Source organism: Bacteroides rodentium JCM 16496, assembly GCF_000614125.1.
Taxonomy (GTDB): Bacteria; Bacteroidota; Bacteroidia; order Bacteroidales; family Bacteroidaceae; genus Bacteroides; species Bacteroides rodentium.
In genome coordinates this window covers 1-6469 of sequence record NZ_BAKJ01000093.1, presented here as the reverse complement: position 1 = coordinate 6469, position 6469 = coordinate 1, and the positions used below count along the sequence as shown (strand labels likewise).

Genomic DNA, 6469 nt, shown 5'->3' with positions numbered 1-6469 from the left:
AGGTCGTCTCCTGCAATGGATGCATTGGGAATGATAATGAATTTGTCTACCTTGTCAGGGCTGTTGGGAACTTCATTGGTCTTGTAGTAATAATAGCCGATGGAAGTCAGGTAACCGGCACGTTCGGTCAGGAAGGTCAGATACAGTTCTGCATCGGTAATCGTTACGTGTTGTCCCTGGTTGTTGATATATCCTTGGGCAATGGTGGTGTTCACGTGCTTTGTGTCCCTCACCAAATCTCTGTTGTCCAGATTGTTGGGTTTGCTGTCATGGCCTCTCCACAGCGTGCGTTGCAATTGCTTTAAAGTTCCGTCGTTGAAATTTCCCGTAGTTACAATGTCATTATTGTCAATAATCTTACCGTGAGCTCGTTTCCATCCAACGATGGAGTATACCCGCTCCTCCCTATCCTTTAGCTCGATAGTCAGGTTGGATTTTGCACGTGTCATGGCAGCTGAGCGAGTGTTGGCATTGTCCTCGGTCATATCTACCACCACTTTGCCGTTTTCCACATCCGCTTCCACATACATGGGGGCTCCCCAGCTTTGTGAGATGATATATACCTTTTCTGTCGCTTTGGGTAGTTCTACGTTGCCGGTGAAGCGTCCGTCTGCATCTGCAAAGATTTTAAAAACCGCTTTGCCGTTGATGGAGTAGAGGTTGTTTGTCTGATAGGAGATGGGGTCTTCTGTAAACACCTCTATTAATGCGCCTCCTGCGATTTTTCCATAATTCACGTCAAAAGCTACCTGGACTGTTGTTGCAAAGTCAAAGTATTCGCTCTCCGGCTTTAGTTCTGTTTTTCCACGTTCGGGATTGTATACGTCTTTTTCGGTACATCCCGTGAATATGCTGCAGGCAATTGCTGAAATGAGAGTTGCAGCACTAACTTTCGTCATAAGTCTAACTTTCATATTTTTATTGTTGTAGATTGCTTGCTTGTTTGTCTTATGAACGCTGTCTATATCACAACCGCCACCTACTTCACAGACGAGTTGTAGATACTACATTTTCTCGAGCGCTTTTTTCATGTTGCAAATATAAACATAGAATTTATAATCTACAACTTTTTGGGTTTAAAAACACTTTTGGCGGGTTAAAAAGTTGTATAAAGTGAATTGATACTGATTGGATGAATCGAATGGTACGGGCATAAAAAAAGGCTATCTATCCCAGACAGCCAATCTTTCGTTAACCTTAAATCTAATACTATGAAAAACACATTGCAAAGGTACGTGTTTTCTGATAATCTCCAAATTTGCAGTAGATAATATCATGTTTTATAACAAGACTTAATGGTCATTAAGAACTTTATCTGCAATATTCATCGTACATTTGCTCCTGATATATCATCCGTTTGCCCTTTATGCATTATGCATTCGGTGCAGACGATGATGTGTTTTCGTGAACTTATATACAGACAAACAACTATAAAACAGACGTTTATAATGAAATCAATCCAGAACAAAGGAATAAACCTCACCGCAGAAGACCTCAAAAACCGAATCGCTGACAGAAAAGAACGATATGCCAAGCAACAGGCACGACGCGAGAAATTGGAACAAACCATGGAGAACACCCGCAATGACATCGAGCAACTGGAGTATACCCTTGCACAGATGGAACGTGCCGCCAAACGCTCCTGCAATGCTGCCGTACAGCCTTCCCGTTTTGTCCCCCGCGAGCGTATCGCCAGCTTCTTTGTCCGTGTTTCCCGTTTTTTCGACCACCTTCAGCACCGCTTGCACCGTAGCTTGAACTATACTTGGTTCTGCCTTGTGCTATGCTCACGCTACACCTTTCAGAGCCGCCTGAAAAGCGCGGAACGCTGCAACCTTGCCCCGGCCACCGTGCTGGGATACTTCAAGAGGGAGAGGGAGGAGGTGGGGTAGGGGCTTCCTCCTCCCTCCGCAAGTTTTCTTGTTGCCACGCGGACTTTCCCCATTTTCCCTCCCATTCTAACTTTGCAACATGTTACATTAATAAATTTAATCAAAATGACAAAAGAACAAAGTTTTGAATGGCTGCTTGAGGGATGCCATCGCATTGCAGATGTGGCAGTGGCCTATTACCCAAACTACGCGTATGCCTGCTCGGCTGTAAAGGCCCTGCGCCGTTCCATCGCGGAACACGCTTGCCTGCTGAAGGACCTGACGGACCAGGCTATACCGCCAGGACTGCCCACCTTACCCCCGTACAGATAGGCATCCTCCTGAGCTACTGGGGGATGCCCGACCACGTGAAGGATATGACCGTGAAAAATCCGTATCTTCTGGTCTCTAAAAAATATGCGAAATAGAGAATGTATTTCTAATACATTCTGATTATTTTAGTATATTATTATATAGGGTGGTGGAGGATGAGGTGAAACCCTCTCTCGCCACCTTATGTATTTCATTAATTTTTAGCCGATTCTAACCGCTTATTTGTATCCCCCTGGCTGGTCCCTTACCTTTGTCGCATTATCGAATTAAGAATAGACAAAAATGGAAAAAGAAATGAGACCCATGACAACGGAGATGCTGAAGAAAGGCTATCTCCTCTTCCCCAAAGCCTTGTTTGAGGAACAAATGAATATGAAAACCGGAGAGAAAGCCGCCGATGCCTTCGAAGCCTTTGTCTTTGTGCTGACACACGTCAACTACAGTACGGTGACCTGCAACGTCAGGGGACACCTTTTCGACTGTGTACGTGGCGAGTCCGTACTTTCCCTGGCCCGCTGGATGGAGATATTGGGGTGGCCCCGCAACCGTACGCGCTACTTCTTCAACAAGATGTTCGACGCCGGCATCGTGGAGCGGGTGGCCAACCCCTACGTGATGCACATCCGTATCCCCGATTATGATTTCCTCACCGGCAATGCCCGTCCTAAAGCAGCCCCGCGGAAGAAGAAGGCAGCGCCGGCGGCTGGGGTGGGAGAGGACTTCCGCATCTTCTGGGAAAAGTTTCATGACATCACCGAGCATCCCAAGGTAAACATCGGCCGGGCCCGTCGCGAATGGAAAAAATTGACGGCAGGCGAGAGGCAGCGGGCACTGGACAACATCGACGAATATTACGACCATCTGAACAACCAAAAATATTGTAAACAAGCCGCCACCTATCTGGCGGACAAATCTTTTGAAAATGAATATGATGACTGAAACTACTTTTTCCCACGACAGTGACCTTGAAGAAGCTGTCATCGGCGCCTGCATGATAGAGCGCGCTGCCATGCCTCTGGTGGCGGACAAACTGCGTCCCGAGATGTTCTACGAGGAGAAGAATCTGGAAATTTTTGCCGCCCTGCAATCGATGTATCGCAGCGCGAAGTCCATAGACACCATCACGCTGAAGAACGAACTGGCAGCCCGTGGCAAACTCGATGCCGTGGGCGGGCCTTACGAACTGCTACGCATCAGCTCGAAGGTCGGCTCCAGTGCTCATTTGGAGTATCATGCGCTCATCCTCAGGCAACTGCACACGCGGCGTAGCATGCGTACGGGATTCCAGCAACTGCTGGCGTCCAGTGCCGACGAGTCGATGGATATTGACGACATCCTGGTGGAAGCCCATCGACTGCTGGAGGGGCTGGAGGACGAGAGCGGCGTAACCGACCACCTCCGTTCCATAGACCGGCTGATGGACGACACGCTGGCCGAGGTGGAGCAGCGTATGGAGCACGGATGCAACGGCATTACGGGCATCCCTACGGGTTTTGACGCTCTGGACCACGTTACGGCGGGCTGGCAGCGCGGCGACCTGAACATCCTTGCCGCCCGTCCGTCGGTGGGGAAGACGGCCTTTGCCCTCCACCTGGCCCGTGCCGCTGCCATGGCGGGGCATCATGTGGTGGTCTTCAGCCTCGAAATGCAAGGCGAGCGCCTGGGCGACCGCTGGCTGCTTGCAGCTACGGAGGGGGTAGACCCGCAACACCTGCGCAGCGGCCAGCTCACACCCGGCGAGGTGAGGCAGGTGCATGAGGCGTCTGCCGAGTTGTCGCGGTTGCCCATACTGATAGACGACCATCCGATGACGAGCATGGACCGCGTGCGTTCTTCCGCCCGCCTGCTGAAGAGCAAGAACCGCTGTGACATGGTGATTGTGGACTATCTGCAACTGTGTGACATGAGGAGTGACCAGAAAAACCGCAACCGCGAGCAGGAGGTGGCGCAGGCAAGCCGCAAGGCCAAGTTGCTGGCCAAGGAGCTGGACATCCCCGTACTGCTGCTGAGCCAGCTGAACCGGGCGAGCGACGGTACCATAGACCATCGCCCCACCTTGAGCAACCTGCGCGAGAGCGGCGCCATAGAGCAGGATGCGGATATGGTGATGCTGCTTTGCCGCCCTGCCCTCTACGGCAAGACCGTCGACAAGAAGAGTACTTATCCCACCGATGGCCTGGGCATCGTCATCATAGCTAAGCACCGTAATGGCCAGACCGGTGAAGTCTATTTCCATCATAACCAAAGCATGACAAAACTGGTGGACTACATACCGCCATTGGAGTGGCTGACGAGGAATGCAAAGTGATGGATGGAAATTTATAGAACACAGAGACACAAAGATACGGAGATTTTTCTTTTTACTTGAAAAACTCTGTGTCTCCGTGTATTTTGTGGTAAAAAAAATGGCAAAATACTTGACTTCCGCTTCTTAATGTTGTATCTTTGTGATGTGCTTAAGAAAAGGAATAATCATTGATTCGGGCGCCTTATCCCTTCCCTTACCCACTTCTCTCTTATAACTCATTTTTCTTAACTTAAACCTTAACTTTTCAAAATTATGGATGTAATTGTAGAGCGCTTCCAGCGCCGTAAAATCGTGAGCGACCCGGCTTCGCCCATGTTGTACTACCTCCGTCAGAAACCCAAGACCTGCGGCACCGTGGACGTCGATGTCCTTGCCGCCTCCATCCAGAAAAACTGTGCCATGACGAAGGGCGACGTGAAACACGTCATCGAAGCCTGGTGGAGGAGATTCAAGGCAACCTTGCCAACGGCGACAAGGTGAAGCTGAACCAGCTGGGCACTTTCCACATGACGTTCCGCTGTCCCGGCATGGAGGCCTCGGACAAATGTACGGTGCGTAATATCTCGAAGGTGAATATCCGCTTTATCCCCGACAAGGAACTGAAGCTGGTGAACGGCAGCACCGCCGTGACCCGCAGCCCCGCGAATGTGGGCTTTGTGCTCGACAAGCCCGAGGAGGGCGGCTCGGGCGGCGGCTCCGAAGGCGGCTCCGGCAATGACGGCGACCAAGGCGAGAATCCGCTGGGATAGAAAATAGGGAATAGGGATTAGGGATTAAGGAATACAGGCTCATTCCTAATCCTTAATACTTAACTCAAGTTTCGCAAGTTGCTAAACTTGAATCCCTTCATCCTTCATCCTTCATCCCTAATCCTTCATCCTTCATCCTTAACCCTTTAACCTTTAATTTTATGAGTACAAAATCATCCGTTTGGGATAAAATTCTGAAAGTGATAATCGCTGTAGCCTCTGCGCTCATTGGTGCCCTGAGCGCCCATGCCATGCCTCTGTAGCGAAATTCCTCACTTTCAATTTTCAACTTTCAACTTTCAATTCTCATGAGATTCATCAATCTTATCGTCGTCCATTGTTCCGCCACCCGCTGCGACCGCTGCTATACGGAGCACGACTTGACGACAGACCACCTGCGCCGGGGCTTCTCCGGCGCAGGCTATCATTTTTATATCCGCAAGAACGGTGACATCAAGTCCCTCCGTCCCTTGTCCCTGCCCGGTGCCCATGCCCGGGGGTGGAATGCCAATAGCATCGGTGTCTGCTACGAAGGCGGTCTTGACGAGTGTGGTCGCCCTGCCGATACACGCACCCCTTTCCAAAGGCACTCCCTGCGCGTACTTGTGCTGCTGTTGCTGAAGGATTATCCCGGTTCCCGGCTTTGCGGTCACCGCGACTTGAGTCCCGACCTGAACCATAACGGGGAGATAGAGCCGGAAGAGTGGGTGAAACAATGTCCCTGTTTTGATGCGGCGACAATTTTGACGGAGCCTGCACCACCCAATCCGGCATACTTATAAAATGTTTTATTCTCTTTCTTTGCATTTTACGCGCGCACGCACATATATATAATGTATGCTTATTTTCTCTCTTTTTTCTTTCTTTAAAATTGTTCACGCAAAATGCGTTTATGAATCAGTAAGTTACAAAAAAGTTTCATTTTTATTAAAAGAAAATGGTAGATATGTTTGGCTTGTATTGCTAAATCCTATACCTTTGCACCCGCTTTCCAAGAGAAGGAAAGTGGTAAGATTGAAATGCTGAAACAGAAGTGTGAACGGTGACACAAAGAGATAAAAAGAAATGAAATATTTTCCAAAAAATATTTGGAACTTATTAATAATTCTTCTTACCTTTGCAGTCCGACTCGCAAAGAAATGGAACTTTCTTGTTTTGTTTTTCAAGTCCTTATTTAAAGGGTTTGGAAATACAGAAAACCTAAAGTC

General features: G+C 49.1%; 8 protein-coding genes and 1 pseudogene. 7 read left to right on the top strand and 2 right to left on the bottom strand.

The features are described 5' to 3' along the window. Positions 1–914 (bottom strand): DUF8469 domain-containing protein (locus tag JCM16496_RS20325; RefSeq protein ID WP_025836348.1); only part of this gene is annotated, 914 nt, incomplete at its 3' end. Between the two features lie 534 nt (positions 915–1448). On the opposite strand from JCM16496_RS20325, the gene JCM16496_RS20320 reads away from it, so the two are divergent. The 7 genes and pseudogenes from JCM16496_RS20320 (at position 1449) to JCM16496_RS22455 (ending at position 6043) form a co-directional block, all read left to right on the top strand. Then, a complete protein-coding gene (locus JCM16496_RS20320; RefSeq protein ID WP_025836347.1) occupies positions 1449–1892 on the top strand; it encodes a hypothetical protein in 444 nt (147 codons plus the stop codon). A 105-nt stretch (positions 1893–1997) separates the two neighbouring features. After that, entirely contained in the window at positions 1998–2204 is a 207-nt protein-coding gene (locus JCM16496_RS20315) for a DUF4248 domain-containing protein (RefSeq protein WP_244440522.1), read from the top strand. 282 nt (positions 2205–2486) lie between these two features. Further along, on the top strand, positions 2487–3143 hold the full coding sequence (locus JCM16496_RS20310; RefSeq protein WP_128809772.1) for an LvrA C-terminal domain-related protein: 657 nt from the start codon (positions 2487–2489) through the stop codon (positions 3141–3143). Further along, positions 3133–4512, top strand: a complete 1380-nt coding sequence (dnaB, locus tag JCM16496_RS20305; RefSeq protein WP_128809771.1) for a replicative DNA helicase — start codon at positions 3133–3135, stop codon at positions 4510–4512. Before JCM16496_RS20310 ends, dnaB begins: the two co-directional genes overlap by 11 nt. Before the next feature lie 252 nt (positions 4513–4764). After that, a pseudogene (locus JCM16496_RS20300) lies at positions 4765–5261 on the top strand (HU family DNA-binding protein). A 161-nt stretch (positions 5262–5422) separates the two neighbouring features. Continuing rightward, positions 5423–5524, top strand: coding sequence for a smalltalk protein (locus JCM16496_RS22830; RefSeq protein ID WP_159102488.1), 102 nt, complete (start codon positions 5423–5425; stop codon positions 5522–5524). A gap of 45 nt (positions 5525–5569) precedes the next feature. Next, a complete protein-coding gene (locus JCM16496_RS22455) occupies positions 5570–6043 on the top strand; it encodes an N-acetylmuramoyl-L-alanine amidase (RefSeq protein ID WP_128809770.1) in 474 nt (157 codons plus the stop codon). A gap of 123 nt (positions 6044–6166) precedes the next feature. Here JCM16496_RS22455 and JCM16496_RS23130 read toward each other — a convergent pair. Next, positions 6167–6469 (bottom strand): hypothetical protein (locus JCM16496_RS23130; RefSeq protein ID WP_209441647.1); only part of this gene is annotated, 303 nt, incomplete at its 5' end.

Bases quoted from the DNA above. Each gene is read 5' to 3' on its own strand.
- JCM16496_RS20320 (WP_025836347.1), top strand. From the start codon at position 1,449: ATGAAATCAATCCAGAACAAAGGAATAAACCTCACCGCAGAAGACCTC.
- JCM16496_RS20315 (WP_244440522.1), top strand. From the start codon at position 1,998: ATGACAAAAGAACAAAGTTTTGAATGGCTGCTTGAGGGATGCCATCGC.
- JCM16496_RS20310 (WP_128809772.1), top strand. From the start codon at position 2,487: ATGGAAAAAGAAATGAGACCCATGACAACGGAGATGCTGAAGAAAGGC.
- dnaB (WP_128809771.1), top strand. From the start codon at position 3,133: ATGATGACTGAAACTACTTTTTCCCACGACAGTGACCTTGAAGAAGCT.
- JCM16496_RS22830 (WP_159102488.1), top strand. From the start codon at position 5,423: ATGAGTACAAAATCATCCGTTTGGGATAAAATTCTGAAAGTGATAATC.
- JCM16496_RS22455 (WP_128809770.1), top strand. From the start codon at position 5,570: ATGAGATTCATCAATCTTATCGTCGTCCATTGTTCCGCCACCCGCTGC.